This is a genomic window from Rhizobacter sp. SG703, assembly GCF_012275445.1.
Lineage (GTDB): Bacteria > Pseudomonadota > Gammaproteobacteria > Burkholderiales > Burkholderiaceae_C > Rhizobacter.
In genome coordinates this window covers 159,330-184,756 of the sequence record NZ_JAAZQK010000008.1, presented here as the reverse complement: position 1 = coordinate 184,756, position 25,427 = coordinate 159,330, and the positions used below count along the sequence as shown (strand labels likewise).

The following is a 25,427-nucleotide window of genomic DNA, read 5'->3' as shown; positions in this document are numbered from 1 at the left end:
TCGATGGAAAAAGCCTCATGGGCTGCTGTCGGAAGCCGCCGGTGCCGTGGGTGACGGCGCCGGTTCTTCATTCGGTGGAGACGTCGGCAACGGCGTCGGCGCAGCGCTCGGTTGCGGCCGCGGCGCAGGCCGGTCGCCCGGCGCCTTCGGCACGCCGGTCTTCGGGTCCAGGCCCATGCCGTTGAGGATCTGCCCGAGCTCCTCCGCGGTCTTGGGCGGCTGGTCGTCGCCGTTCGCCGGTTCGAGGCTGCCGCCCTCGCCCTCGTTGGCGCCCTCGGGCGCCGACGCGGCCGGCTCGACCGCCGGCACCGGCACGCGCGGCGGCGGGAAGCTCGCCTTCGGGTCGACCAGCCCCTTCTTCTGCGCATCGCGGAAGAAATCGCCGACCAGCCGCACCGCGTTGTGCCCGCCCTGGCCCCACCAGCTGCTGCGCAGCGTGACCCGCGCGTCGTTGAAGCCGACCCACGCACCGGCGACCAGCTCCGGGTGCATCAGGATGAACCAGCCGTCGGTGTTCTTCTGCGTGGTGCCGGTCTTGCCGGCCAGGTCGCCGGCGACGCCGAAGCGGGTGCGGACCTGCGTGCCGGTGCCGCGCGCGACCACGCCGCGCATCATGTCGATCAGGTCGGTCGCGGCCTCGGGCGACATGCCGCGGCGCGGGGACTCGCCGAATTCGGCGATCACCCGCCCCGTGCGGTCCTTGATGCGCTTGACGAACACCGGCTTGTGCACGCTGCCCACCTGCGCGATCGACGCATAGGCGTTCACCATCTCCAGCAGCGTGACCGGGCTGGTGCCGAGCGCGAGCGACGGCACCGGCTCCAGCGGGCTCTGGTCGACGCCCAACGATTTCGCGAGCGCCACCACGCGCGGGATGCCCACTTCCTGCATCACCTGCGCGGTGATGGTGTTCTTCGACAGCGCCAGGCCGTCGCGGATCGTCATCGGCTGCCCGGTGGCGCCCGACATGTCGGTCGGCCGCCAGACGGTGCCGCCCATCGTCACCTCGACCGGCCCGTCGACGAAGGTGCGCTCCGGCGACAACCCGGCTTCGAGCGCCGCGCCGTAGACGAAGGGCTTGAAGGTCGAGCCGGGCTGGCGTTCGGCCTGCGCGACGTGGTCGTACTGCTCCTGCGCGAAATCGCGGCTGCCGACCCAGGCGCGGACCTCGCCGTTGCGCGGGTCCATCGCGACGAAGCCGGCTTCCAGCCGCGTCTTCTGCGCCTTCAGCCGCGCCATGAACGGCGCGTCGCCGCGCAGTTTCTCCAGCGCAGCGTCCGGGCTCGCACCGCCGTCGACCGCCTTCCTGAACTCGGGCGACTCGCGCACGAACGCGGTGACGAGGTCGCGCCGCCCGGTCCACAGGAAGCCGAACGGCTCGGCCTTGCCGAGCAGCTTCGCGTAGGCCTCGGGCGCGGTCGACACCGGCGGCAGCACCGGGCGGCTCCATTCGGCGTCCGCCACCTGCTGCAGCAGGTCGGCCTGCACCTGCACCGCGCGCTCCGCCTCGGCCTGCAACCGGCTGTCGAGCGTGGTCTCGATCACCAGGCCATCGGCGTACAGGTCTTGCTCATGCTCGTCGGCCCAGTCGAGCAGCCACTTGCGCGCATAGGCCGCGAAGTGCGGCGCGGTGGCCGGGAAATCGGGCTGCCGGCTCCAGTGCAGCTGCAGCGGCTGCGCGCTGAGCGTGCGCAGCTGGTCCTCGGTGATCGCCTGCGCCTTCGCCATCTGCGACAGCACGACGTTGCGCCGCGCGAGCGCGCGCTCGGAGTGCTGCACCGGGTTGTAGTACTGCGTGCCCTTCAGCATGCCGACCAGCGTGGCGCTCTGCAGCACGTCGAGTTCGGCCGCCGAGGTGTCGAAGTAGGTGCGCGCCGCCATCTCGATGCCGACCGCGTTGTACAGGAACGGCACCGTGTTCAGGTAGGCCTCGAGGATCTGCTTCTTGTCGTAGACATGCTCGATGCGCAGCGCCGTGACCCATTCCTTGCCCTTGCGGTGCAGGTTGCGGGCGCGCCCGACTTCGTCGCGAAACAGGTTGCGCGCCAGCTGTTGCGTGATCGTCGAGCCGCCCTGCATGTCGCCGGTGGCGCTGTGCAGCACCGCGCCGACCGAGCGGATGAAGTCGATGCCGCCATGGTCGTAGAAGCGCCGGTCCTCGGTGGCGATCAGCGCCTGCACGACGAAGGGCGAGACCTGGTCCAGCGTCAGCCGTTCCTGCTGTGCGCGCCGGAAGCTCGCGATCTGCTGGCCGTCCGCCGACAGCAGCACGCTCGGCTGCTGCGCCTGCACCTGCTTCAGGTCGTCGACGCTGGGCGTGATGCGCAGCAGCACCGCGACGTAGATGCCAAGCGCGACGGCGAACACGGCGGCGCCCAGCGCCGACCACAACGCGATGCGCTTCAGGCGGCCGCGCCATGCGGGCGCCGGCTCGAAGCCGGGCGCGGTGGGCATCGGGTCGGGGCGGAAACTCGGCATCCAGGTCCTTCCATGCGGCAGACCCACCAGGGGCAAACGGCGGGCCGGGTGGGCGAGTCTATGCAATGTCCTGCGGGAAGATGTGTCGGTGGGTTGCTCCTATAGTCTCGGCTCCCCCGCTGCAGGACCCGCCCCATGAACGGCCAGACCCCCCGCCACCTGCTCGCCCAGGCCGCGAGCGACACCGACCCGCTGGAAACCCGGGAGTGGCTCGACGCGCTGCGCGCGACCGTCGCCGAAAGCGGCAGCGAGCGCGGCCTCTACCTGCTGGAGCAGCTGGAGGAGCAGGCGCAGCAGCTGGGCATCGTGCCGCACGTGCAGCCGTATTCGGCGTACCGCAACACCATCCCGCTGGAGCGCCAGGGCCATTACCCGGGCGACCTGGCGATCGAGGAGCGGCTGACCGCGATCACCCGCTGGAACGCGCTCGCGATGGTGGTGCGCGCGAACCAGGCCTATGGCGAGCTGGGCGGCCACATCGCGAGCTATGCGTCGGCGGCCGAGCTCTTCGAGATGGGCTTCAACCACTTCTTCCGCGGCGACGACAGCCGCACGCCGGGCGGCCGCGATGCCGACCTGGTGTACTTCCAGCCGCATTCGGCGCCGGGCGTGTACTCGCGCGCCTTCCTCGAAGGGCGGCTCAGCGAGGAGCAGCTCGCGAACTACCGCCAGGAGGTCGGCGGCCGCGGGCTGTGCTCGTACCCGCACCCATGGCTGATGCCCGAGTTCTGGCAGTTCCCGACCGGTTCGATGGGGCTCGGCCCGATCAGCGCGGTGTACCAGGCGCGCTTCATGCGCTACCTGGCGCACCGCGGGCTGGCCGACACCGCGCCGCGCCACGTCTGGGGCGTGTTCGGCGACGGCGAGATGGACGAGCCCGAATCGATCGCCGGGCTCACGCTCGCTGCGCGCGAGCAGCTCGACAACCTGACCTTCATCGTCAACTGCAACCTGCAGCGCCTGGACGGCCCGGTGCGCGGCAACGGCCAGATCATCCAGGAGCTCGAATCGCTGTTCACCGGCGCCGGCTGGAACGTCGTGAAGGTGCTGTGGGGCTCCGACTGGGATGCGCTGTTCGCCCGCGACACCCAGCACGTGCTGCTGCAGCGGCTGGCCGCCACCGTCGACGGCCAGTACCAGACGCTGGGCGCGAACGACGGGGCCTACAACGTCGAGCACTTCTTCCGCCAGGACCCGCAGGTGCAGGCGCTGGTGGCGCACATGGGCGTCGACGAGATCGACGCGTTGAAGCGCGGCGGCCACGACTTCCGCAAGCTGCATGCGGCCTTCGCGGCGGCGCGGGCGCACAAAGGCCGGCCGACGGTGATCCTCGCGAAGACCAAGAAGGGCTTCGGCATGGGCGGGGTCGGCGAATCGCGCATGACCTCGCACCAGGCGAAGAAGCTCGACGTCAGCGCGCTGAAGGCCTTCCGCGACCGCTTCGCGCTGCCGCTGTCGGACGACGACGTCGCCGCGCTGCGCTTCTACAAGCCGGCCGACGACAGCCCCGAGATGCAGTACCTGCACGAGCGCCGCCGCGCGCTCGGCGGGGCGCTGCCGGCGCGCAAGCCGCAGGCGCCGGTGCTGCCGGTGCCGGCGCTGTCCGGCTGGGGCGGCTTCGCGCTGCAGGCCGACGGCAAGGAGATGTCGACCACGATGGCCGCGGTGCGCATGGTCGCCGGGCTGCTGAAGGACGAGGCGCTCGGCCCGCGCATCGTGCCGATCGTCGCAGACGAGGCGCGCACCTTCGGCATGGCGAGCCTGTTCCGGCAGATCGGCATCTACTCGCCGCACGGGCAGCTGTACGAACCGGAGGATGCCGGCTCGATGCTGTCGTACCGCGAGGCGCGCGACGGGCAGCTGCTCGAGGAGGGCATCACCGAAGCCGGCGCGCTGGCGTCGTGGATCGCCGCCGGCACCTCGTACAGCGTGCACGGGCTGCCGATGCTGCCGATGTACATCTACTACTCGATGTTCGGCTTCCAGCGCGTCGGCGACCTGATCTGGGCGGCCGCCGACCAGCGCGTGCGCGGCTTCCTGTTCGGCGCGACCGCGGGCCGCACGACGCTCGGCGGCGAGGGCCTGCAGCACCAGGACGGCAGCAGCCTGGTGATGGCCGCGATGGTGCCGAACTGCCGCGCCTGGGATCCGGCGTTCGCCGGCGAGGTCGCGGTGATCGTGGACCACGCGGCGCGGCGCATGCTGGAGCAGCAGTGCGACGAGTTCCACTACGTCACGCTGATGAACGAGAACTACGCGCAGCCGTCGCTGCCCGACGCGGCGCAGGCCGACCTGCTGCGCGGCATGTACCGGCTGCAGGCGCAGCCGGTGAAGAAGCAGGCAGGCAGCGTGCGGCTGCTCGGCAGCGGCGCGATCCTGCGCGAGGTCATCGCCGCGGCCGAGCTGCTGGCCACCGACTGGAAGGTGGCGAGCGAGGTGTTCAGCGTGACGAGCTTCAGCGAGCTGGCGCGCGACGCACGCGCGTGCGACCGCGCCGAGCGGCTGGGCGGCGAGCCGGCCACCTCGCACGTCGCGACACTGCTGAAGGGACGAGACCCGGTGATCGCCGCGACCGACTACGTGCGCGCCTGGCCGCAGCTGATCGCCGAATACGTCGACGCGCGCTACGTGACGCTCGGCACCGACGGCTTCGGCCGCAGCGACACCCGCCAGCAGCTGCGCCGCTTCTTCGAGGTCGACCGCCACCAGGTGGTGCTGGCCGCGCTGCAGGCGCTGGTGCGCGACGGCACGCTGGAGCGCCCGGTGCTGGCGCAGGCGGTGGCGAAGTACGGCGTGGACGCCGCGGCGCAGGCGCCGTGGCAGGGCTGACCCTCAGGGCATCGCCACCTCGGTCGGCCGACCGAGGCGCCCGGCGCCGACCGGCTTCTCCATGATCGCCAGGCGGAGGCCGCGGTACGGCGGCGGCAGCGCATCGTTCGCCGAGGTGGTGCGCTCGCCCACCCAGCGGAAGCCGAAGTGCGCGTAGTGGCGGATCAGCGCGGCGCTCTCGGCCCAGGTGTCCAGGCGCAGCCTGCCCAGGCCCAGGCGCAGGGCCTCCGCCTCGCACCAGGCCAGCATGGGGGCGAACAGCTGCCGGCCCTTCCAGGCCCGCCCGACGATGATCCGGTGGATGTAGCGTGCCGATTCCGGCGCCATGCCGTCCCAGATCTCGCGGTCCATCGCGGACGGCGGGCAGAAGCTGAAGATGCCCGCCACCTGGCCGTCGAGCACGACGGCGTGCTGGCTGCGCGCGGCGATGTCCTGCTCGACGACGCCCAGGTCGAGTGCCCGCCACGACGGATGTCCGCCGCCGCGCTGGAACGCGATGGCTTCGGCATAGAGCGCCTGGATTGTGGGGATGTCGTCGAGGCTTGCAGGCCGGATGTGCATGGAGGTGTCGAGTGAAGCCGAGGAATCCCCCACTGTCGCCAGCGCGCCGGCCGGCGTCTTGTACCGCTGTAGACGACAACGCGACGCCGCAGGCCACGTCGGACTGGGTGCGCTACCGCCCCGCCGGCATGCCGGGGGTGACGCTGATGCGGGCGCATTTCACCGACCATGCGTTCGAGCGGCACAGCCATGCGGAGTACGGCATCGGCCTGACCTGCAGCGGCGTGCAGACCTTCAATTGCCGCGGCACGACGCAGACCAGCACGCCGGGCGACGTCATCTTCCTGAACCCCGACCAGGCGCACGACGGGCTGCGCGGCAGCGCCGGCGGCTACGGCTACTGCATGCTGTACGTCGACACCGAGGTGCTGCCGGGCCTGCTGGAGCCTGAAGCGGGGACGCAGGGCAGCCGCCACTTCCGCGACGCGGTCGTGCGCGACCCGGCCCTGGCCGCGGCCCTTCACCGGGCGATCGCGGCCTCGGACCAGCCGCAGGAGTCGATGCGGGCCGAAGCGCTGCTGACCGGCGCGTTCGTGCACCTGCTGCTGCGGCATGGCGAGTCGGCCCGGGCGGCGATGCCGCCGGTGGGCGCCGGGCTGAAGCGGCTGCTGCGGGTGCGCGACCACATCCGCGAGAACGCCGACCGGGACCTGTCGATCGGCGAGCTCGCGCGCGACGCCGGGGTGTCCCGCGTCTACCTGAGCCGGGCGTTCGCGCAGCATTTCGGCGTGCCGCCGCACCTGTACCTGAATGCCGTCCGGCTCGCGAAGGCGCGCGCGTTGCTGCTGCACGGCACCGCGCTGGCCCAGGTGGCGGCCGAGGTGGGCTTCGCGGACCAGAGCCACTTCACGCGGCGCTTCAAGGGCGCGACCGGGCTGTCGCCCGGGGCGTGGCTGCGGCAGATGCGCAGCTGACGCCGTGCGAGCGGCCTCAGGCCGGCGCGTCGGTGCGGGGATCGCGCAGCACCAGCGACGGCGGCCGCCACATCGGCAGGTCGGCGTCGCGCAGTTCCTTCAGCACGCGGAACAACAGCGCGCTCTTCACCGCATACGACTGCCGCGGCGACACCACGTAGCCGGTCGCGTTGAACACCAGGTTGCCGTTGTCGAAGCCGTCGAGGTAGACCTTCGGCTGCGGCGACTCCAGCACGTCGTCGTGCTGCTCGAAGGCCTGCAACAGCAGGTCGCGCACCCGTTCGGTGTCGGTGTCCAGCGGCATCGGCAGCTTGATCTGCACCAGCCCGAGCGGGCTCGCCAGCGTCACGTTGCGCACCGTCTTCGTGATGAACTCGGAGTTCGGCACGATCACCGTCGAGCGGTCGCCCATCTGGATCTCGGTGGCGCGCACGTTGATGCGGCGGATGTCGCCTTCGATGCCGCCCAGCGTGACCCAGTCGCCCACCTTCACCGGCCGCTCGGCCAGCAGGATCAGCCCCGACACGAAGTTCGACACCACCGCCTGCAGGCCGAAGCCGATGCCCACCGACAGCGCACTCGCGATCCACGCGATCTTGTCGAGCGCGAGCCCGATGGCCGACAGCCCGAACGCGATCGCCAGCACCGTGCCGACGAAGCCGAACAGCGTGGTCGCCGAGCTGCGCATGCCGGCATCGAGCCGGGTGGTCGGCAGGAAGCTGTTCGCCAGCCAGCGCTTCAGCGCGCGCACCGCCAGCATGCTGAGGCCGAACACCAGCAGCGCGCGCAGCACCGCGACCGGCCGCACCTGCAGTTCGCCGACCGCGACGCCGACGTCGAGCTGGCCGAGGCGCTGCCACAGGTCGCCCGGGCCTTCGCCGAACGGCGCGAGGATCAGCACCAGCGCCACCAGCAGCACCGCCAGCTGCAGCCCGCCGGCGGCGATCACCGCGGCCTGGTTGCGCAGGTGCGACGGCGACACCGCGGCGTCCGACTGCGCCGGCATCGCGCCGTCGGGCTCGCTGCCGTCCGCGCCGTCGACCGGCGGCGAGCGCACCCAGGTGTCGAACACATCGGCCACCAGCAGCGTCAGCAGGTAGGCCGTCAGCGAGACCGCGAACACCCAGATGACCTGGCGCGCGACGAAGCCGCCGAGCGCCACATAGCCGATCACGATGCAGACGACGCTCGCCACCAGCGCGAGCCACACGCCGGCCAGCATCAGCGACACCCACAGCGGGCGCGGCGGGGTCTCGTCGGGCGCCTCGGCCGCTGCATCGCCGGGTGGCGCGGCGGCTGCCGCGGCCAGCGCCGCGCGGCGCAGCCGCTCGCCCTGCCGCAGGCTGCGGCCGACGACCAGCGCCAGCACCAGCGCATAGACGCAGTTGATCGCGACCTCGGCCGCCAGGTCGGCCTGCGCCAGCGCGGCCAGCCGCTGCAGCAGCCAGCCGGCCAGCGTGACCGAGCCGATCACCGCCGGCTGCCAGCGCAGCGCGCGCGCCAGCGCATCGGGCATCGGCACCAACCGCCACGCGGGCTGGTCGGCTGCGAGCAGCGCGCGCCCGAGCCCGGCCAGGTAGGACGAGAACAGCACCACGCCGAAGAAGCTCGCCAGCAGGCCATGCAGCGGTTCGGGCGTCGGGCGCTGCCAGTTCAGGCCGAGCACCAGGCCCCATGCGAGCGCGCCGGGCACCAGCATCCACAGCAGCGTCTGCGCGAGCGCGTACAGCGTGCGCCGCACGCGCGCGGCCGGCGAGTGCGTGGCCGCGAGCCGCGCGACGACGCGGCCGAGCGCGATGCGCAGTGCGATGCCGATCAGCGCGACGCCGAACCACGCGAGCCAGGCGGCGGCCGACATGCGCGCGAACGCCGCCGCGAGCTGGCCCTGCCACGGGGAATGCGGCGCCTCGTCGGTGCTGAAGAGATCGCGCAGGTCGTGCCAGAACGAGGGGCTGAGCAGCGCATCGGTGCGCTCGAACAGGTGCGCCTGGAAGCGCGAGCGGCGCTGCTTCGCGGCCTGGTCGGCGAGCTGCAGGCTCTCGACCGACAGCAGCCGCGCGAGCTTGATGCGTGCGTTCAGCGCCTCGGTGGTCTTCTGCAGGCTGGCGCGCTGCGCCGCCACGTCGCTGTCCTCGCGCGCGCCGTCGGGCGCGGCGCCGAGTTCGGTCAGCCGTGCCTGAGCGCGGGCGAGGTCGGGGGCCTGCGTCTGCGCGATCTGCTCGGCGCCCTGCTGCACCTCGAGCAGCGCGTCGCGCATCGCGACCAGCTCGGCATCGGTGCTGTCGCCCTGCAGGCGTTTCTCGATCGAATCGACGCGCTGGCGGGCCGTTTCGAGGATCGCGTCGGGGTCGTCGACGGGCTGGGCGGAAGCTGCCGCGGCGCAGATGGCGAGCAGCAGCGCGATCAGCCACCCGGTCGTGAAAGGAACAGCCTGCGGTCGACCTGCCATGCCTGCGACTCCATTCGAAGGGACGATGTGATCGCACATCCTGCCATCGTGCGCGATGGCTTGGCAAACGCAGGGTCGGACCGGCGCGGACCTTTGATCTCAGGTCACCCTTTGAGCGTGGCTGTTGTCGAGTCGAACCCTTCGATGGCATCCGACAGTGGTTCGAGTGCCTTCCGGTACGCCTTGTGGTCGTCTTTGTCGGCCGCCTTCCGGCAATTTGTCAGCAGCGGAAGAAGCTCGCACCGTTGTCCGTCGGTCCATGAGTTCTTCATCGCATCGACGGACTTGAGCAGGTCAGGGCACAACCAACGCAACGCAGTGCGAGCCTTCATCGCGCGCTCGCCAACACGTCGACGCACCGCCAGCTCATCGGGCAATGCCGGCAGCGATGGTGCGAGCGAGGCCTTGTCCGTCGTCCGAGCCAGCGAACGGCGCCGGTTCTTGTGCGGGACGTGTGCCTTGTCGAGCAGGGTGATCTGCTGTGCCAGGACGGCGAGACACCGATCGGTGGAACTCGCACGGCCCGGCGCCGTCCTGTGCAGGCGGTGCGCACAAACCGTCGAACGGAACTGTTGCAGGGCCTCTCGGTAGCGCGGCAGGTCGCCGTTCTCTGCCGCAGCCCACAGCCCACGAATCGCCGACCCGAATGTCTTTTTCAGCAACCGGACCGCGTCCGGTGAGGTGCTCCGATGGCGCCGGTGATCGGCACGCAAGCGATCGGCGAGCATCCGGGTCAGATCTTGAAGGTCCTGGGTGCAAGCATCGACGTCGAGGCGGCCGAGCCGTCGCTCGATGCGACGAAAGTGCTGCCGCAAGCGATGCTGCACCCAGCCATCAATGTTCTTTCTCGGCTGCGGCGCATCGTTGTTGTCGTGGGGCGAACCCAGCACCCAGGCAACGGTCTTCGCCGCATTCTCGAGCTGTGGTTTGAGGTCCGGTCGCAAGGCCGGGGACCCACGGGTGCTTGGCACGCTCGGCGCGCTGGGCGAGGAAAGGCCGGTAGGCGCTCCGGTACGCATGACAACAACTCCTCAACCTGCCGACGACAGAAACAGCTTTGTCGATGCGCCAGGGCAAGCCTGTTGGTGGCGCCCCGGCCGGACTCGTTCCGCCACAGGTCTGTTTGTGCTGCTGGAGATCAGGCCACTCGCGGCGCAACCAGCGCTCTGGCAACCGTCCATCACCGGCATGTGGAAGTCCATCGACACCAAGTCGAAGGCCGTCGCGCGGCCGCTGTCCTGCAGCGCGGCCTTCGCCTGCACCGCGTCGAGCGCCTGCTCGCCGTTCGACACCGTGACGACCTGGCAGCCGTACGACTTCAGTGCGCCGGGCCAGCCACGCGGTCACCGCGGTGGCCTCGCTGTCGGCCTGCGTCTTCCTGGCGCCGTCTTCGATGCCGGGCGCACCTTCGCAATAGCCGCGCGCGTCGTCGTCGAGCGGCAACGATTCGAGCGTCCGGGCGGCCTCAAAACCGGAACGAAACGCCGACGCCCCATTGGAAATCGGGCGTGTCGCGGGTCAGCCCGCGCGACGCGCTGAGGTCGAGCTGCAACGCATCGTTCACCAGGTACGTCGCGCCGAAGTCGAAGCTGACGACGTTGCCGCCGTGCGCCCGGCTCGCCAGCTGCTGCGCGGCGATCTCGACGAAGCCGTGCCAGGCCGGCGACCAGCCCTGGCCGAGCGTCACCGCGAACATCCCGGCGGCGAAGCGCGAGCCGTCGTCGGCCTTGTCGGCGACAACGCCCGGCATCACGCCGATCGACAGGTCGTGCGGCAGGTCCCATTCGGCGACGAAGCGCAGCGACGGCCGCAGGCCCTGGCCGCGGAACGCGGCGGAGCCGGTGTCGAGGTCGACGTGCGCGAGCCAGGCCATGCCCGGCGTGCCGCGAGCGTCGTCGCCTTCCTGCGTGCGCCACTTGATGCCGATCGAGGTGTCGGCGCTGCCGCGCTCGGTCTGCGCGGCCCCCGTCGACAGGTCCTGCACGCGGGTGCGCAGCAGGCCGTCGGTCTCGATGCGGAATTCCATGTCGTCGCGAAACCCCAGCCGCAGCAGCGTCGGCGTGCTGCGCGTGCGGGTCTTCAGGCCGTCGGCCTCGTTGCGCTCGAAGCCGACACCGGTCTCGATCTGCACGCGGCCGCGGCCGACGACGTCGCTGGATTCGACGAAGTCGGGGCGGTCGGTGGTGATCGCGTCCGCGGCATGGGCCTGCCGCACCGCCAGGGCACCGACCAGCACGGCGGTGGCGACGGTCGCCGCGCGCACTGGCGATAGAAGGGCTGCTGTCATCTCGTCTCCCGGCGAGAGGGTCCCGCACAGCCCATGCTATCCGGCAACGCCGCGCAGCGGAACTGGCCACGCCATCGTCACCGCGCGCTGCGCGGCTCCGCCGGGTGGACATGCCGGTCGGCCTCGCCTGCGGCGCGGGCCATCGCTGCCCGGGCACCCGCGACCCCCAGCTGGACGTCGAACGCGCGTTCGGCCAGCCACAGCGCCGCGACGGCCACGATCACCGCCGAGCCGCCGCGCAGCAGCACCTGCCGGTAGAAGCGCGTCATGCGCAGCGCCCAGACGCTTGCGACGAACACGGCGACGATCGCGAGCTGCCCCGCTTCGACCCCGAGGTTGAAGCCGAGCAGCGGCAGCGCGAGAGCACCTTGCGCAAGCCCGGCATCCTTCAGCGCGCCGGCGAACCCGAAGCCATGCACCAGCCCGAACGCGAAGGTCAGTTTCCAGCGGCCCTCGCGCACCATCGGCACCAGGTTGTTCAGCGCCGCGAACACGACGCTGGCCGCGATGATCGATTCGACCCAGCGCGATGGCGGGTTCACCAGGTCGAACGCGGCCAATGCCAGCGTGATCGAGTGCGCCACGGTGAACGCGGTGACGACGCGCAGCACCTCGGCCAGCACCGGTCGCAGCCTTGGTGAGGCCAGCACCGCCGGCAGCAGCAGCGCGAGCAGGAACAGGATGTGGTCGCTGCCGATCAGGATGTGGTGCACGCCCTCGCGGACGAAGCCGGAGAACGCTGGCCCGACAGCGGTGCCGAAACTGCGTGGCGCAGCGCCGGGCACCAGCACGGCGGTCTCGTCGCGACCGGGCTGTTGCACGCGGACGATGCCGCGGTGCGTCGGGTCGGTCTGCGCGAACAGCCGGTAGACGGGCGTCAAGGTCCCGACCGGCGCGGGGCAGGTCCAGCGCCGCGTCAGCACCGCATAGCGGCCGTCGCTGTGCTCGTCGAGCTGCTGCGCGCCGAGCGGTCCGGGCGCGCACGATGCGCCATCGGCCTGCACCGACAGGCCTTGCAGCGACAGCCGGTCGATGTCGGCCCAGCGCGTCCGCACCTCGCGCCAGGTGAGTTGGCCGTCGTCGTCGGCATCGAGTGCGAGCTCGCGCTCCAGGTCGCGCAGCGCGATGTCGAAGCGCTGCGCGACGACGACGCCGTCCACCTGCAGGTGGACGTAGGCATCGCTCGGCTTGTGGGCCTGCGCGACCAGCGGCAGCAGCCCGAGGCAGGCGATCAGCAGCAGGCGCGCGTTCATTCGCCACTCCCGGCCAGCGCCAGCAGCCGCATGTCCTGCCAGCCGGTGTCGCGAACCAGTTGCCACACCGGCTGCGCGGCCTGCGGCCGCCTCGCCGCCAGCGCGGCGCGCACCATCAGCAGCGCATCGGCCGGTTCCTTCTGGACGACCCAGTTCGCCTGCGCGCTCCCCAGCGCGGCCGGCGCGTCGCCCAGCAGGTCGAGCTGGTAGCGCGCCAGCTCGCGCCCGTGGCTGCGGTCGCCGCGCAGGCGGGCCGCGTCGAAGCGCGCGGCCAGCGTGGCAATGGCTTGCGGCGCGCGCGGATCGGCGCTGCGCTTCCACGCGATCGCCAGGCGCAGCAGCAACGCGTCCGCATCCTCGCGGCCGGCCAGCAGGGCCGCCGCATCGCGTTCGCGGTGCTGCGCCAGCAGCCAGTCGGCCCAGGCCGCCAGCGTGTAGACGTCGGGCGGCGATGACGCGGCCACCGCGTGCCGGTAGAACGCCTCGGCCGACGCATCGCCGCGGCGCTCGGCCAGTTCGGCCTGCACGAGCGCCAGCCAGCCGGCATCGGCGCCGGGCTCCCGGGCCAGCACGGCCAGCGCCTGCGCGGCCGCTGCGGCCTGGCCTTGCAGGCTCATCAACTCGGCGCGGCAGACCTGCGCCGGCCGCCGCACCGCGCTGCCGAGGGCCGCGTAGTGCGCGCCCAGCAGGCGCTCGCAGCCGGCGTCGGCCGCGCGCCAGTGGCCTTGCACCTGCAGCACCGAGGCCCGCGTCAGCTCGGCCTGGGCTTGCAGGGCCAGCGGCACCGGCTGCGGGCCGGGCTGCAGCAGCGCGTCGAGGTCTTGCAGCGCCGGCTCGAAGTCGTGCTGGCTCTGCCGCACGATCGCGCGCAGCAGGCGCACCGGCGGCGGTGGCGCGGGCTGGCGCCACCACGGCGCCAGCGCCGCCTCGGCCTGGCCGAGTTCGCGCGGGTCGCCGTCGCGGCGGGCGCGTTCGATCGCATCGCGCGCCAGCCGCGTTGCCAGCGGCAGTTCGGCCGGGTGCTGGCGCAGCTGCTCGCGCAGCGCGCGTTGCTGCTGGCGCTCGGCACCAGTGCCGATGCGGGCCGGCAGGCGTTCGACGACAGTGTCTTCGCCGGCCGGGGTGAACGGGACGGCGTGGCACAGCGCGGCATGCAGCAGCGCGACCGGCCACCACCGGAAGATCGAGTGAAGCATGGTCACCTCAGCGGTAGGTTCTATGTCTGGCGTCAAGCGGGCCGAGCGCCGGGCCGCCCCAAGCCGGCCCGCATCCCCTCGGGGGATCGACCGGTGTACCCACCGGTCGAGGGGTTGTCATGTAGCCCGGGTGAACGTCCGGGCGACGGGTCCGCTACAACGTGGCCGGTTCGTCGGTCTCGCTGGTCGGCACGCTCGCGATGGCGTCCAGGCTCAGCGGCTCGCTGCTGTCGGACGCCACGTTCACCCGCGCCGCGGCGTACGCGGTGTAGGCCGCCGGCGTGGCCGCCGCGCTGGCCGGCACCGCGGTCTCGTCCGGGGCCGGCGCACCGTCGCCGGACCCTCCGCCACCGCACCCTGTCACCAGGGCAGCGCCCACCAAGGCCAGGCCGAACGCCCGAAGAAGCTGCTTGTTCATGCTGCGCTCCTCAATGCGTGCCGCCGATGGGCGTGGACAGGTACGGGAAGCCCGGCAGCAGCGGCAGCACGGCCTGGTCGACCGCGTCGTGCAGCTTCAGCGAGGTGGCCCCCAGCTGCACGTTGGCCGGCTTGCAGCTCGCGCCGAAGCCGAGCTTGTCGGTGTCGCCATTGGCGATGCACAGCCCGCCCATCACCGCGACCAGCGAGACGTCGACCACGTCGTCCTTCGGCCGGCGGCCGTTCGGGAAGCCGGCGTTGTCGGTGCCGCCGGTGAGGATGTTGCCGACGATGCCGAGCCGGTTCTGGTCGGCGAAGGCCACCGGTGCGATCGCGGTGTTCAGCCGCAGCATTTCCGAGGGCGTCACGTTCGCCGGCTGGTTCACGCCCTTGATGCCGGTCAGGAAGGCCGTCACGAGGTCGGTGCGCGGCAGGTTCTTCGGTGCGGTGCCGGGCAGCTTCAGCGCGATCTCCAGCAGCGCGGGCAGCGTGGGGTTCGTGACGTAGGCGGCGAACTGCGCATCGTCCTTCGGCTTCGAGCCGTTGAAGCGGTCCTTGTCGGGCAGGCCGATCACCACCTCGTTGACCAGCGGCATGCCCAGGCGCGAGACCTGGGTCCAGGCGCCGCCGGCTTTCTCGGTGGTCTGGTGGCCGGCCTTCGGCGTCGGGTCGAGCAGGCGCACCTGGCGCAGGCTGGCACTGGTCCAGCCGCCGATCACCGGGTCGGTGCCGGCGGTCAGGCAGCTCTTGTGCACTTCGAGCGCGAGCGTCGTGACGTTCTTGTCGTCGAGGGTGTTCGGCGCCGCATTGATCAGCGCCGGGTCGGTGATCACGCCCACCGGCGCGTTGACCAGGTCGAAGATGGTGCCCAGGTTGACCGCGAACGGATCCTTGCGCTGGCCCGCGAACACCTTGCCCGGCATCGCGCAGCCCGGGATGTTCACGCTGTAGATGTGCTTGCCCGCATAGGCGGCGTAGTCGGGCAGGGTCTTCACGCCGATGTTGTCGACCGGCTTGTCGAAGGTGGCACTGCCGCCGGCCGCGTTGGTGATCGCGCTGCGCTTGCCGCTGCGGCGGTCGCCGCGCACCACGTCGACGGTGTAGGTCTCGGTCAGGTTCAGCGAGGCCGAGCGCGGGTCGGTGACCGGCCCGGCCTGGATCAGCGGAATCGCGACGTTCTGGTCACCGATCGGCAGCTTCACGTTGTTCAGCGTGCTCTTGAAGCGGAACTGGAAGCTCAGGTCTTCCTTCGCGTCGCCGTTGTTGTCGATGTGGATCTCGTACAGCGCATTCGGGTCCATCGAGAAGTAGTTCGGTCCGCCGTAGGCGTCCTGCAGCGGCAGGTAGTTCGCGATCAGCGTCACGTAGTCGGTGCGGTCGGCCTCGTAGCTGCGGAACATGTAGAAATCAGTGGCGTCGACCTTGGGTTGCGTGGTGATGAACGGCGCCTCGCGGTGGCTGGAGGCGTGCGCGGCGGCGCAGAGCGCGAGGGTCGCGGCCAGCGCGAGCGGCGCGGCGCGCAGAGGGGTGGGTGTCATGGCTTCTCCTGGTGTGTGGGCAAGGCAGCCGGCGAAGTGCCGGCTGCCTTGCGTTACGCCAGGACGCGGGCGGTGGACGCAGCGATGCCGCGTCGACCTGCCGCCCGCAGGGGCTTGCATCCAATCGGCGGGAAGCGGCGTAGCGTGCCGCCGTTGCAACTGGATGCGCGCCGGCGCAGCCCGTGGCCTATGCTTGCAGGCTTCCGCATTCGCAGTCCCACCCCATGCGCATCCTCCTGCCCGCCCTCGCCGTCCTCATGCTCTTCGCCGGCTCCGCCCAGGCGCTGACGCTCGATGCGAAGAAGCTCGCCCGCTACGACGCCAGCTACCAGCGCTGCGAGGCGATGTACCCGGAGATGAAAGGCCAGCGCGACGTCGCCTACCTGCGGCTGTACCACGTGCCGGAAGACCAGAAGATGCTGGGCAAGCTGGCCGCGCTGCGCAAGAGCAGCGCCTATGCCGCCGAGCAGAAGCGCCTGAAGAAGACGCCGGTGGCGCCCGCGTCGGCCGCCTCGGGTCCGCTGGCACAACAGTGCCAGGCCCTGTGGGGCGAAGCGCAGCGGACAAAAAAATAGCCGACCCCGCCTGCGCGGGGTCGGCCATGCGGTGTCAGCCGATCAGAAGTTGTAGTTGACGCCGATCGTGTACAGCGTGGTCTTGGCCTTGTCGCCCTGGAACTCGCCTTCGGTGTAGTCGATGGCGGCGGTCAGTGCGACTTCCTTGGTCAGCTTGTAGCCGACGCCGGCGCCGACGTAGGCCTTGGTCTTGTTCTCCGAGTCGGAGGACGTGAAACCGGGGGCCGAACCGTCGACCTTGATCTTGTTGCGTGCAACGCCGGCACGGACCACGCCGTTCCAGTCGGTCGTGAAGTCGCCGAGGTACGCGACGCCCAGGCCGAAGCCCGACATCTTCACGTCGGCGGAGACGCCGCCGCCGCTCAGCTTGGCCTTGCCGTAGTCGGCGTAGTGCGCCTCGACGGCGATGTTCTCGGTCAGCTTGTAGCCGCCGAACAGCTTGAAGCCGGTGTCGCTCTTGTCGCAGCTGGGCGCACCTTCGCAGTCCAGGTCGATGTTGGTACCGCCGGCGGCCACGCCGACGTAGATGCCTTCGGCGTGCGCGCCGGCGCTGGCGGCGATTGCGATGAAAGCGCTGAGGATGATCTTCTTCATGGGGGTTCCTAGGTAGTGCAGGAAGGACCGGCCTTCGTCTGCTGCCGGGCCGCAGTGGAAACCGCGGCGGGGCGCATGCTAGGAGAAACCCTGGATCATTGCCGTTACAGGACTGATACCCGAGAGGCTCGTCGGCCCTTCACACGCCTGCAAGAAACTTCTTGCGCGTTGTGCTTGGCCGCCGCCAGTGCCTCATCGGCCGGCGTGGCGCTCGCGCAGTTCGCGCTTCAGCACCTTGCCGATCGCGCTGCGCGGCAACTCGTCGATCAGCGTGACGCCGGCCAGCCGCTGCGTCTTGCCGACGCGCGCGTTCAGCCACTGCCTCAGCCCCTCGGCATCCGTGCCGGGAACGGCATCGGCCCGCAGCACGACGAAGGCCACCGGCGTCTCGCCCCATTCGGTGGACGGCACGCCGACCACCGCCGCATCGGCCACCGCCGGGTGCTCGCGCAGCACCGCCTCCAGGTCGCTCGGGTAGATGTTGAAGCCGCCGCTGATCACCAGATCTTTCTTGCGGTCGAGCAGCACCAGGAAACCGTCCGCATCGAAGCGCCCGACATCGCCGGTGCGGATGAAGCGCCGGCCCGCGGCATCGAACCATTCGGCCTCGCGCGTCTTCTGCGGCTGCCGGTGGTAGCCCAGCATCATCCCCGGCGAATGACCGACCACCTCGCCGGTGGCGCCGGGCGGCAGTTCGCGGCCGTCGTCGTCGATCAGCCGGATGTCGTGGCCGTCGGCCGGCCGGCCCACCGTGTGCAGCTTGTCCGGATGCTCGTGCGCCGCGAGGATGCAGGTCCCGCCGCCCTCGGTCATGCCGTAGAACTCGACCAGCCCGCCCGGCCAGCGCGCCAGCACGTCGGCCTTCAGCGCGGCATTGAACGGCGCGCTGGTGCAGAACTTGTGGACGAAGGCGCGCAGGTCGTGCCGCTCGAAGCCGGGCAGCGCCATCAGCCGCTGGTACTGCACCGGCACCAGCATCGTGTGCGTCGCGCGGTGCCGCTCGGCCAGCGCCAGGTAGCCGGCCGCATCGAACTTCGGCATCAGCACGACGCAGCCGCCGGAAGCCAGCGTCGGGAAGAACACCACCAGCGTGGTGTTCGAGTACAGCGGCGTCGCGAGCAGCGTGACGCCTTGCGGCGTGTAGCCGTACTGCCGGCCGCGCTGCACATGCGACCAGCGCATGCCGTGCGACTGCACGATGCCCTTCGGCACGCCGGTGGTGCCGGACGAATAGATGATGTTGAACGGCGCGTCGGGCGGCAGCGGCGGCTCGGCGAACGAGCTGCCGACCGGCGCGAGCCAGCGCTCGAAGGCCGCATCGTCGTCGAGCGCGATGCGCGGCACGTCCGACGGCGCGATCAGCGCACCGGCCGCTGCATCGACGAACAGCGCGCGCGGCTGCGCATCGGCCAGCATCGCCGCCAGGCTCGCCGCGGTGGACGACGGCGCGAGCGGCGCGACGACCGCGCCGGCCCGCAGCGCGGCGAGGAACAGCGCGGCATATCGGGTCGACGTGCCGGCACACACCGCGACCGTGTCGCCCGGCTGCACGCCGTCGCGCTGCAACGCGGCGGCGATGCGGTCCATCAGCGCATCGAGCGCGGCGTACGACAGCCGCTCATCGCCCTGCACCAGCGCGGGCTGTTGCGGCCGCGCCTGCGCATGGGTGCGGATCAGCGAGGCCAGCGTGCGGAAGTCGTCGTCCATGGGGTGCGGTCGGTGAGTGTGGGCGGGCTCAGTAACCCGCCGCGCGATCGACTGCATGCGGCAGCGGCAAGCCGTCGCGCGCGCAGCGCAGCGCGTCGAGGCATTGCGCCGCGACGGTGTCGAACGAGGCCTGCGCCGCGATGTGCGGCGTCGCGATCACCTTCGGGTGATGCCAGACCCAGTTCGACGCCTCGGGCGGCTCGCGTTCGAACACATCGAGCGCGGCACCGGCCAGCTGGCCGTCGTCGAGCAGCGCATGCAGGTCGGCCTCGACCACCTGCTCGCCTCGCCCGACGCTGACGACGAAGGCGCCGCGCGGCAACTGCGACAACCTGGTCCGGTTCAGCAGCCCGCGCGTGGCTGGCGTCAGCGGCAGCGTGCAGACCAGCACGTCGCTGCGCGCGAGCAACGCAGCCAGGCCGGCGTCGCCGCTGAACACCTCGACGCCCGGCACCGGCTCGCCGCGCCGATTCCATCCTGCCACCGGGTAGCCGAGCGGCAGGAAGGCCCGTGCCACCGCCTGGCCGACCGCACCGAGGCCCAGGATACCGACACGGCACTGCGCCGCTGCGCGCACCGGATGCCGCAGCCACTGCGCCGCCGCCTGCTGCTGCGCATAGCGCCCGAGGTCGCGCGTGAAACCCAGCACGCAGGCCAGCACGTACTGCGCGATCTCGCAGCCCTGGTTCGCGTCGACGACGCGCGTCAGCGGCACCGAGGCCGGCAGGTCGGACGGCATCAGCTTGTCGACGCCGGCGCCGATGCTGCACACCAGCCGCAGCTTCGGGTAGCGCGCGAGCTGGCCGGGTTGCAGCCGCCACGCGAGGATCGCTTCGACGCGCTCCGGCGGCGCGTCGTCCTCGCGGGTCCACACGTCGAGGCCGGGTGCGGCGCGCCGCAGCGCGTCGGCATACGGCGCCACCGGCAGCGGCGACAGCAGCGCGAGCACGCCCATCCCAGTCGCCATGCCTAGGCTTTCGCCGCGAGGCCGAGGCGCTCGATCAGCGCCTTGTCCTTCACGAAGGTCTCGCGCGCCCACTTCGCGTAGTCGTCACCGCTGCGGTACCAGGCCTCCTGGTTCAGCTGGTCCAGCAGCTCGATGTGCCGCGGGTCGTCCATCGCCTTCCTGAATGCATCGTGCAGCGTCTTCACGACCGCCGGGTCCATGCCCTTCGGGCCGACCAGCCCGTACGGCGAGCTGGACACCACGCCGTAGCCCAGGTCCTTCGCGGTCGGCACGTTCGGCCAGCGCTTCGTGCGCTTGTCGCCGAAGGTCACCAGCAGCCGCATCTGGCCGTTGTCGACGAACTTGTCCCAGCCGGTCGCGTCGCTCTGCGCCATCACGTGTCCGCCGAGCAGCGCCTGCTGCAGGTCGGCATTGCCCTTGAACGGAACGTGGTTCAGCGTGACCTTCGCGTTGTCGGCCAGCTCTTCCATCAGCAGGTGCGGCGAGGTGCCGATGCCGGTCGAGCCGTAGTCGACCTTGCCGGGCTCGCGGCGCGCCGCCTCGATGTAGTCGTTGAAGGTCTTGAACCGCGAATCGGCCCGCACCGTGAAGCCGAAGGTGTAGCCCGAGACGCCCATGATGAAGGTGAAGTCGTTGATCGGGTGCCAGGCCACCTTCTGCATGTGCGGCAGCCGCAGCATGCCCATCGGGTACTGCGCGATGGTGTAGCCGTCGGGCCGGGCGGTGCCGGCCATCATCCCCGGCCCGAGCGTGCCGCCGGCGCCGGGCTGGTTCTGCACGATGATGTTCTGGCCCAGCAGCTTGCCGGCGATGTCGGCCAGCGTGCGCAGGTGGCGGTCGGTGGAGCCGCCGGCCGGCCACGGCACGATCAGCGTGATGGGCTTGCTCGGGAAGCTTTCGGCACGCAGCACGCGCAGCGGTGCCGCGAGGGCCGCGCCGCCGGCGGCGACGATCAGCGAACGCCGGCGCAGCAGGGGAAGGTGGGTCATCGGGTGTCTCCTCGGGGTGTCGTTGATGAGGCCGCGGCGAGTTCGCGCTCCTGCAGCTCGCGCCACATCACCTTGCCGCTGCCGGACTTCGGCAGCGCGTCGACGAACTCGACGATGCGCGGGCTCTTGTACGCAGCCATGTGCTCGTGGCTCCAGGCGATCAGCGCCTGCGCGGTCAACGCCTCATGGCCGGCGCGCCGCACGACCAGCGCCTTCACCGTCTCGCCGCGGCGCTCGTCGTGCGCGGCGATCACGCAGGCCTCGAGCACGCCCGGGTGGCGGTACATCAGCGATTCGACCTCGGCCGGCCAGACCTTGAAGCCGGACGCGTTGATCATCCGCTTCAGCCGGTCGACCATGAAGAAGTAGCCGTCGGCATCGACCTGCGCCAGGTCGCCGGTGCGCAGGAAGGCGCGGCCGTCGATCTCGACGAAGGCGGCGCGGGTCGCGGCCTCGTCGTTCCAGTAGCCCCGCATCACCTGCGGGCCGTGCACCACCACCTCGCCGGTCTCGCCGGCCGGCAGTTCGGCGAGCGTCGCGGGATCGACCACCCGCGCGTCGACGTCGAACACCGGGATGCCCAGGCACTGCGGCTTCGGCCGGTGCGGCGGGTTGATGTGGGTCGCGGCCATCGCCTCGGTCATGCCGTAGCCCTCGACGTAGTCGAGCCCGGTCAGCTCGCGCAGCCGCGCGGCCACCGCGGCCGGCATCGCCGCGCCGCCGCCGCGGATGCCCTGCAGGCTGGACAGGTCGAAGTCGGCGATGCGCGGGTTCGACAGGAAGTCGACGACCATCGTCGAGATCGCCTGCAGCACCGTGACGCGGTGGCGCTGGATGCACCGCGCGGCGGCGTCGCGGTCCCAGCGCGCCAGCACCACCATCGTCGCGCCGAGGAACAGCGGGCCGTTCAGGCTGCCGGCCATGCCGGTGACGTGGAAGAACGGCAGCACCGACAGGTAGACCGCGTCCTGCGTGCGGCCGAACCACTGCACGCCGCCGACCAGCGTGCTCATCACGCTGCGGTGGGTGTGCATGCAGCCCTTCGGCTGGCCGGTGGTGCCGGAGGTGTAGGGCATCACGCACAGGTCCTGCGGGCCGGCGGTCAGCGGGCCCGGGCGCAGGTCGTGCGACGGCGCGACGGCATCGCGCCACGCGGTGAGGCCCGGGCCGTGCAGCGCAAGCGGCGCGGCCGAGACGGCCCCGGGCACCGGCAGGTCGGTGGGCGTGGTCAGCGCATCGGCATAGGTGACGACGAGCAGGTGCCGCAGCCCCGCGTCGCCGACCTCGTCCACGTCGTCCAGCAGGGGCTGCATCTGCGGCAGCAGGTCCTGCGGCACGATCGCGACGCGGGCGCCGCTGTCGCGCACGTAGTGGCGCAGCTCCTCGCTGCGGTTCATCGGGTTGACCGGCACCACCACCGCGTTGGCACGCAGGATGCCGTAGAACGCCATCGCCCACTGCGGGCTGTTCTGCAGGTAGAGCAGCACGCGGTCGCCGGCCTGCACGCCGGCCGCCTGCTGCAGCCAGCCGGCGAGGCGCTCGCTGCCGGCAAGCAGCTGCGCATAGGTCATCACGCTGTCGTAGAAGATGACCGCCGCCTTGTCCGGGTAGCGCCGCGCCGAGACCTGCAGGTTGTCGAAGACGTTGGTCTGCGGCAGCGTCAGGTGGTGCGGCAGGCCGGGGGGCCAGTGGGCAAGGTGGGCGTGCGGCATGGGACAGCGATGCTAGGAGCGCGGCCGGGGCTTGTAAACACGGTGAATCCCGCTGTCGCCAAGGTGTCAGCCGCGAGGCGTTTGACAGTCGAAGACGGCACCATGAACAATCGACGGCTGTCTCCTGCCTGCCGAAGTGGTTCCGCCATGCCCACCGATCCCCGCGATGAACAACCCCGTTTCGGGACCGACCCGCTGACCGTCGGCGTCGTCGGCGCCGGCGTGATGGGCATGGGCATCGTGCAGATCGCGGCCCAGGCCGGGCTGGCGGTGCGGGTCTTCGATGCGCGCGAAGGCGGCGCGGCGGCGGGCTGCGACAAGCTGGCCGCCACGCTGCGCACGCTGCACGAGCGCGGCAAGCTGAGCGCCGCGCAGGCGGCCGCGGCCAGCGCGCGCTTCGCGCCGGTCGCCACGCTGGATGCGCTGCGCGACTGCGATGTCGTCATCGAGGCCATCGTCGAAGACCTCGGCGCCAAGCAGGCGCTGTTCGCGCAGCTCGAGGCGCTGGTGCGCGACGACTGCGTGCTCGCGAGCAACACCTCGTCGCTGTCGGTCACCGCGATCGCCGCATCGCTGCGCCGGCCGGCGCGCGTGGCCGGCTTCCACTTCTTCAACCCGGTACCGGTGATGAAGGTGGTCGAGGCGGTCGACGGGCTGCTGACCGACCCGGCCGTCACGCTGAACCTGCTGGCGCTCGGCCGGCGCCTGGGCCACACCGCGGTGCGCGCGAAGGACACGCCGGGCTTCATCGTCAACCACGCCGGCCGCGGCTTCGGCACCGAAGGCCTGCGCATCCTGGCCGAGGGCGTCGCCGAGTTCCACGACGTCGACCGCGTGCTGCGCGACGTGGCCGGCTTCGTCGTCGGACCGTTCGAGCTGATGGACATCACCGCGCTCGACGTGTCGCACCCGGTGATGGAATCGATCTACCGCCAGTACTACGACGAGCCGCGCTACCGGCCGCAACCGCTGACGCGCCAGATGCTCGCGGCCGGGCTGGTCGGGCGCAAGGCCGGGCGCGGGTTCTACCGCTACGACGGCGGGCAGAAGCAGGCGATCGCCGAAGCGCCGGCGCCCGATGCGCGGCCGGCGGCGGTGTGGCTCGCCCCCGATGCGCCAGCCACGCTGCGCGCGCTGGTGGACACGCTGGGCGTGCCGCTCGACGACGGCGCCGCGCCGCGCGCCAGCAGCCTGTGCGTCGTCGCGCCGGTCGGCGACGACGCGACCACCTGCGTGCAGCGCTTCGGGCTGGATGCGCGGCGCAGCGTCGCGGTCGAGACGCTGTTCGACCTGTCGCGCCGCCGCGTCGTGATGACCACGCCGGCCACCGCCGCCGCATGGCGCGACGCCGCGCACGGGCTGTTCGCGGCCGACGGCGTGCCGGTCACGGTGATCCGCGACAGCGCCGGCCTCGTCGCGCAGCGGGTCGTCGCGACCATCGTCAACATCGCCTGCGACATCGCGCAGCAGCGCATCGCGACGCCGGCCGACATCGACCTCGCCGTCAAGCTCGGCCTCAACTACCCGCTGCCGCCGCTGGCCTGGGGCGATCGGCTCGGCGCGCGCACGGTGCTCGCGATCCTCGAACGCATGCACGCCTTCAGCGGCGACCCGCGCTACCGCCCGAGCCCGTGGCTGAAGCGGCGCGCGCTGCTCGGGCTGTCGCTGCTGGCCGACGAAGGGCAGCCCGACGGCGGCGCCTGAGAACGCGCTACCCTGCCGCATTGCCGCAGAGAACTGCCCCCCGACAACACCCCCGGAGATCCCCCCATGTCCACCGCCAAAGCCGCCTTCCAGTGGGACGACCCGTTGCTGCTCGACCAGCAACTCACCAGCGACGAACGCCAGGTGCGCGAGGCCGCGCACGACTACGCGCAGGGCCGGCTCGCGCCGCGCGTGCTCGAGGCCTTCCGCCATGAGAGGACCGATGCGGCGATCTTCCGCGAGATGGGCGAGCTGGGCCTGCTCGGCCCGACGATCCCCGAGGCCTACGGCGGCGCCGGCCTGAACTACGTCTGCTACGGGCTGGTCGCGCGCGAGGTCGAGCGCGTCGATTCCGGCTACCGCTCGATGATGAGCGTGCAGTCGTCGCTGGTGATGGTGCCGATCCACGAGTTCGGCAACGAGGCGACGAAGCAGAAGTACCTGCCGAAGCTGGCGCGCGGCGAATCGATCGGCTGCTTCGGGCTGACCGAGCCCGACCACGGCTCCGACCCTGGCAGCATGGTCACGCGGGCGCGCAAGGTCGATGGCGGCTACAGCCTGAGCGGCGCGAAGATGTGGATCACCAACAGCCCGATCGCCGACGTGTTCGTCGTGTGGGCCAAGGACGACGGCGGCGCGATCCGCGGCTTCGTGCTCGAGAAGGGCTGGAAGGGGCTCAGCGCGCCCGCGGTGCACGGCAAGGTCGGCCTGCGCGCCAGCATCACCGGCGAGATCGTGATGGACAACGTGTTCTGCCCCGAGGAGAACGCCTTCCCCGAGGTGCGCGGCCTGAAGGGCCCGTTCACCTGCCTGAACAGCGCGCGCTACGGCATCGCGTGGGGCGCCCTCGGCGCCGCCGAGGACTGCTGGCACCGCGCGCGCCAGTACGTGCTCGACCGCAAGCAGTTCGGCCGGCCGCTCGCGGCCAACCAGCTGGTGCAGAAGAAGCTGGCCGACATGCAGACCGAGATCACGCTCGGCCTGCAGGGCTGCCTGCGGCTGGGCCGCATGAAGGACGAGGGCACGGCCGCGGTCGAGATCACGTCGATCATGAAGCGCAACTCCTGCGGCAAGAGCCTGGACATCGCCCGGCTGGCGCGCGACATGATGGGTGGCAACGGCATCAGCGACGAGTTCGGCGTCGCCCGGCACCTGGTGAACCTGGAGGTGGTCAACACCTACGAAGGCACGCACGATGTGCATGCGCTGATCCTCGGCCGGGCCCAGACGGGCATCGCCGCTTTCTCCAACTGAAAG

20 protein-coding genes are annotated in these 25,427 nt (G+C 71.3%); 5 read left to right on the top strand and 15 right to left on the bottom strand.

All coding sequences use genetic code 11. From position 1 onward, the window contains the following. Positions 1–15 precede the first annotated feature (15 nt). Positions 16–2,478 carry a penicillin-binding protein 1A gene (locus FHT26_RS18495; RefSeq protein ID WP_168561581.1) on the bottom strand — a complete coding sequence of 821 codons (2,463 nt, stop codon included), beginning with the start codon at positions 2,476–2,478 and terminating at the stop codon, positions 16–18. Between the two features lie 135 nt (positions 2,479–2,613). Here FHT26_RS18495 and mdeB point away from each other — a divergent pair, with 135 nt between their 5' ends. Continuing rightward, on the top strand, positions 2,614–5,307 hold the full coding sequence (gene mdeB / locus FHT26_RS18490; RefSeq protein WP_168561580.1) for an alpha-ketoglutarate dehydrogenase: 2,694 nt from the start codon (positions 2,614–2,616) through the stop codon (positions 5,305–5,307). A gap of 3 nt (positions 5,308–5,310) precedes the next feature. On the opposite strand, the gene FHT26_RS18485 is transcribed toward mdeB, so the two are convergent. Continuing rightward, positions 5,311–5,868 carry a GNAT family N-acetyltransferase gene (locus tag FHT26_RS18485; protein WP_168561579.1) on the bottom strand — a complete coding sequence of 186 codons (558 nt, stop codon included), beginning with the start codon at positions 5,866–5,868 and terminating at the stop codon, positions 5,311–5,313. Between the two features lie 11 nt (positions 5,869–5,879). Between FHT26_RS18485 and FHT26_RS18480 the strand changes: the two genes are divergently transcribed. Next, positions 5,880–6,782 (top strand): helix-turn-helix domain-containing protein, encoded by a 903-nt coding sequence (locus FHT26_RS18480; RefSeq protein WP_349238172.1) that lies wholly within the window; start codon positions 5,880–5,882, stop codon positions 6,780–6,782. Between the two features lie 16 nt (positions 6,783–6,798). Here the strand turns inward: FHT26_RS18480 and FHT26_RS18475 are convergent, their stop codons facing one another. The 8 genes from FHT26_RS18475 to FHT26_RS18440 all read right to left on the bottom strand — a co-directional run bounded on the left by FHT26_RS18475 (position 6,799) and on the right by FHT26_RS18440 (position 15,922). After that, positions 6,799–9,231, bottom strand: coding sequence for a DUF3772 domain-containing protein (locus FHT26_RS18475; protein WP_168561578.1), 2,433 nt, complete (start codon positions 9,229–9,231; stop codon positions 6,799–6,801). A gap of 104 nt (positions 9,232–9,335) precedes the next feature. Beyond that, entirely contained in the window at positions 9,336–10,175 is an 840-nt protein-coding gene (locus FHT26_RS18470; protein ID WP_168561577.1) for a hypothetical protein, read from the bottom strand. A gap of 87 nt (positions 10,176–10,262) precedes the next feature. After that, entirely contained in the window at positions 10,263–10,523 is a 261-nt protein-coding gene (locus tag FHT26_RS18465) for a response regulator (protein ID WP_168561576.1), read from the bottom strand. Between the two features lie 173 nt (positions 10,524–10,696). Further along, entirely contained in the window at positions 10,697–11,518 is an 822-nt protein-coding gene (locus FHT26_RS18460) for a transporter (protein ID WP_168561575.1), read from the bottom strand. Positions 11,519–11,595: 77 nt separating this feature from the next. After that, positions 11,596–12,771 (bottom strand): HupE/UreJ family protein, encoded by a 1,176-nt coding sequence (locus FHT26_RS18455; RefSeq protein ID WP_168561574.1) that lies wholly within the window; start codon positions 12,769–12,771, stop codon positions 11,596–11,598. Continuing rightward, complete coding sequence (locus tag FHT26_RS18450) at positions 12,768–13,967, bottom strand: hypothetical protein (RefSeq protein ID WP_168561573.1); 1,200 nt, start codon at positions 13,965–13,967, stop codon at positions 12,768–12,770. The genes FHT26_RS18455 and FHT26_RS18450 overlap by 4 nt, the downstream gene beginning before the upstream one ends. A gap of 154 nt (positions 13,968–14,121) precedes the next feature. Then, a complete protein-coding gene (locus FHT26_RS18445; protein WP_168561572.1) occupies positions 14,122–14,385 on the bottom strand; it encodes a hypothetical protein in 264 nt (87 codons plus the stop codon). 10 nt (positions 14,386–14,395) lie between these two features. Beyond that, entirely contained in the window at positions 14,396–15,922 is a 1,527-nt protein-coding gene (locus FHT26_RS18440; RefSeq protein WP_168561571.1) for a DUF4331 domain-containing protein, read from the bottom strand. 224 nt (positions 15,923–16,146) lie between these two features. Between FHT26_RS18440 and FHT26_RS18435 the strand changes: the two genes are divergently transcribed. Next, on the top strand, positions 16,147–16,497 hold the full coding sequence (locus FHT26_RS18435) for a hypothetical protein (protein WP_168561570.1): 351 nt from the start codon (positions 16,147–16,149) through the stop codon (positions 16,495–16,497). 42 nt (positions 16,498–16,539) lie between these two features. On the opposite strand, the gene FHT26_RS18430 is transcribed toward FHT26_RS18435, so the two are convergent. The 5 genes from FHT26_RS18430 to FHT26_RS18410 form a co-directional block, all read right to left on the bottom strand. Then, positions 16,540–17,091 (bottom strand): porin family protein, encoded by a 552-nt coding sequence (locus tag FHT26_RS18430; RefSeq protein ID WP_168561569.1) that lies wholly within the window; start codon positions 17,089–17,091, stop codon positions 16,540–16,542. Between the two features lie 192 nt (positions 17,092–17,283). Beyond that, positions 17,284–18,798 carry a class I adenylate-forming enzyme family protein gene (locus FHT26_RS18425; protein ID WP_168561568.1) on the bottom strand — a complete coding sequence of 505 codons (1,515 nt, stop codon included), beginning with the start codon at positions 18,796–18,798 and terminating at the stop codon, positions 17,284–17,286. 28 nt (positions 18,799–18,826) lie between these two features. Then, entirely contained in the window at positions 18,827–19,765 is a 939-nt protein-coding gene (locus FHT26_RS18420; RefSeq protein WP_246867982.1) for a 2-hydroxyacid dehydrogenase, read from the bottom strand. 2 nt (positions 19,766–19,767) lie between these two features. Beyond that, positions 19,768–20,754: a tripartite tricarboxylate transporter substrate binding protein gene (locus FHT26_RS18415; protein WP_168561567.1), complete on the bottom strand. Its 987-nt coding sequence runs from the start codon at positions 20,752–20,754 to the stop codon at positions 19,768–19,770. Then, positions 20,751–22,466, bottom strand: coding sequence for a long-chain fatty acid--CoA ligase (locus FHT26_RS18410; RefSeq protein ID WP_168561566.1), 1,716 nt, complete (start codon positions 22,464–22,466; stop codon positions 20,751–20,753). The genes FHT26_RS18415 and FHT26_RS18410 overlap by 4 nt, the downstream gene beginning before the upstream one ends. 147 nt (positions 22,467–22,613) lie before the next feature. On the opposite strand from FHT26_RS18410, the gene FHT26_RS18405 reads away from it, so the two are divergent. Next, complete coding sequence (locus tag FHT26_RS18405) at positions 22,614–24,170, top strand: 3-hydroxyacyl-CoA dehydrogenase (protein WP_168561565.1); 1,557 nt, start codon at positions 22,614–22,616, stop codon at positions 24,168–24,170. Between the two features lie 66 nt (positions 24,171–24,236). Further along, positions 24,237–25,424 (top strand): acyl-CoA dehydrogenase, encoded by a 1,188-nt coding sequence (locus FHT26_RS18400; protein ID WP_168561564.1) that lies wholly within the window; start codon positions 24,237–24,239, stop codon positions 25,422–25,424. Positions 25,425–25,427 lie beyond the last annotated feature (3 nt).